3 protein-coding genes and 1 pseudogene are annotated in these 2,426 nt (G+C 37.4%); 3 read left to right on the top strand and 1 reads right to left on the bottom strand.

The genetic code is table 11. From position 1 onward, the window contains the following. From EDI28_RS25535 to EDI28_RS27580, 3 genes and pseudogenes are all read left to right on the top strand, one after another. A partial coding sequence (locus EDI28_RS25535; protein WP_164918630.1) for a transposase occupies positions 1-260 on the top strand: 260 nt, incomplete at its 5' end. A gap of 268 nt (positions 261-528) precedes the next feature. Next, entirely contained in the window at positions 529-717 is a 189-nt protein-coding gene (locus EDI28_RS27585; RefSeq protein ID WP_325062651.1) for a transposase, read from the top strand. A gap of 95 nt (positions 718-812) precedes the next feature. Continuing rightward, positions 813-887, top strand: a pseudogene (locus EDI28_RS27580) (IS200/IS605 family transposase); the annotation flags it as partial. Between the two features lie 109 nt (positions 888-996). Here the strand turns inward: EDI28_RS27580 and EDI28_RS25525 are convergent. After that, entirely contained in the window at positions 997-2,115 is a 1,119-nt protein-coding gene (locus EDI28_RS25525) for a radical SAM protein (protein ID WP_128786656.1), read from the bottom strand. Positions 2,116-2,426 lie beyond the last annotated feature (311 nt).

Here is a 2,426-nt window from a genome sequence, read left to right as displayed (position 1 = left end):
TCGCTCCCATGAACAGGGAAAGTGGCCGCTATAAAGGACTCAGAAAAATACAAGGCGGTCGGGCCCAGGTCAGAACCGTTTTATACATGGCAATGATGTCTGCCATGCAATGTAATCCTGTTTTTAAAAGCACCTATCAACGACTTCTAGCTGAAGGAAAACCGAAAAAGGTGGCCATCATCGCCTACGTCAGGAAGATGATTAACATCTTAAATTCGATGCTGCGAGATGGCGCCCTATGGGATGCAAAAACAGCTTAAAATTATCTGTTGACGCCATAGTCGTTTGTTATGTCGATTAAATTCACCTGCTCCCCCCCATACTTAATAAAAAATTGGTTTCCAAGATAGTTATTATATATCAGTGATATGTTCACCGATTTAGTTACTCATCAAAATTAATTAAACATTGATAAACCCCCTGCTATGCTGGGGTGACTCGCATGGGGTTGACCGTGGCAACGGTGTATGTACTTCTTTGCTCGACCAAAAGTAACTGTCTCATACCCATTGGGATTCTAAATACCATATGATGTTTACCGAAGAAAAGACAAAAGCGGATATACGGAGCAATCAGAAAGCACTTGGGTGTTATTTTCATGAGTTAGCACAACGCAAGGGCGTTACGATTGAGGAAGGGCATTTGATGAAAAATCATGTTCATATGTGCATCAGTGTTCCACCAAGTATTCAATTTCAAATATCGTTGGTTACCTGAAGGGTAAAAGCGCAATATCGATAGCTAAGAAGTTTCGAGACAGATAGCGAAATTTCAATGGTGAAAATTTTTGGGTAAGGGGATACTTTGTCTCGACAGTGGGCCTTGATGAAGAAGTTGTTCTTGAATACATCAGAAATCAAGAACAAGAAGATGAGCATAGAGACTAACTACAATTTGGTTTATATCGCCTTGGGGGCTTACTTGAGCCCTTTGAGAGCGTATTCAAATAAGCCTCCGGCTTTGCCGGAGGTCATTTAACTCTGAGAGACACCACAATTACTTCATACTGTAAGAAATGGCCCCTTCGCCTCTTACACAAGATTCACAAATAGAACCACTAACTTCTTTATTGAATACGTAACGTCGCGATTTTTTGAAACTTTCACTATTCCATAGAGAGTTTATGTCTTCCGTGAGGATGTTTCCTAAATTTGTTCGACTATCTGCAATTTCTGTACAAGGAGATACACTTCCATCAGTATTGATGGCCATCGTATGAAAAAGCTGAGCACACCACCAAGGAAAATGATTATGAATAGCCACATCATCTACATGAGCAACTGCATGATTAGGAAGTTTTGTTTTCACATTGCTGATTGAAGTTATATCTTTAGAACAATTTGATTGTATCTGAGACTGTTCTGTTAACGCAGCAAACTTCAATGGATCCTTATGGTACGAGGACATCCAATCTTCATTCCCCCAAACGTCCATCAACAGAAAATAAATCTCCGATCCTATTTCCTTAGCAACCATTTTAGCATCTTCAATTTCATGTTCATTATAGCTATTTATTAGAAACTGCCAATTTAGTTTTGGTGTTACCGATGAAAGCCTTGCTTTAGCATTAGCTATTTCATTTAAATTAGCTAATGCTGTTGAAAAACTTCCCCCACGCCTATACCTACTGTATGAATTTTCACTTGCTCCATCAATAGAGGCAATAATCTCAGATATTCCTGAATCTACCAACTCATCTGCTTTTCTCAAGTTATATCTTCGAGTGTTTAGATTCGTACTAAATAAAGTATAAATATTACTGTAACTACTCGTGTGCTTGACTATCTTAAATAGATCTTTATTTAAAGTTGGCTCACCATGCTTATGGAAGTAAATAAAACGTGCATGGTCTTTTATTTTTTCAAAAATTAATTTATACGTTTCCAATTCCATAACATTTACTTTATTATAGTAACTACCATTTGCTGTTGGACAAAATGGACATTTCAGATTGCATCTAGCACTAACCTCAATCCAATAGGTTCTCGGTATGGGAGCATTGAATTTTTTATCCACATAGAATAAGCTTGGTTGTTTGCATTTTACTCTTCGGTATAAATCATTCAATTGAATATATGAGTTTCTGAGAAACTCTGATGACTTCGTTGCTTTCATATATAAACTCACATTAAGTATTTTATAAAACCTTAATCGCTATTAATAATCTCTTAAGGAATAATGACTTCACAAGTCAAAGCGCTTTGCTGGTAATTACGTTAAAATTGTTAACCTCCATTATCTTCGAGATTGTTTCTCTCACTGGTGCATAACGCCTGCAACTCAGGAATCCCCACAAAATCCCTTTACTGTTCAATAAGTAGACACGCACCTTGCCTTCTGATCTAATGAATTCACCACAAAAACAAAAGAAGAAAACAAGATGCGTGATATTCAAATACTACACGACTCCCTTAGAGAACAATGCC

Origin of the sequence: Photobacterium chitinilyticum, assembly GCF_004104355.1 — a bacterium.
In the GTDB taxonomy this organism is placed as follows: domain Bacteria; phylum Pseudomonadota; class Gammaproteobacteria; order Enterobacterales; family Vibrionaceae; genus Photobacterium; species Photobacterium chitinilyticum.
The sequence above is the reverse complement of the archived record's forward strand: the minus strand, read 5'-3'. Positions and strand labels throughout refer to the sequence as shown.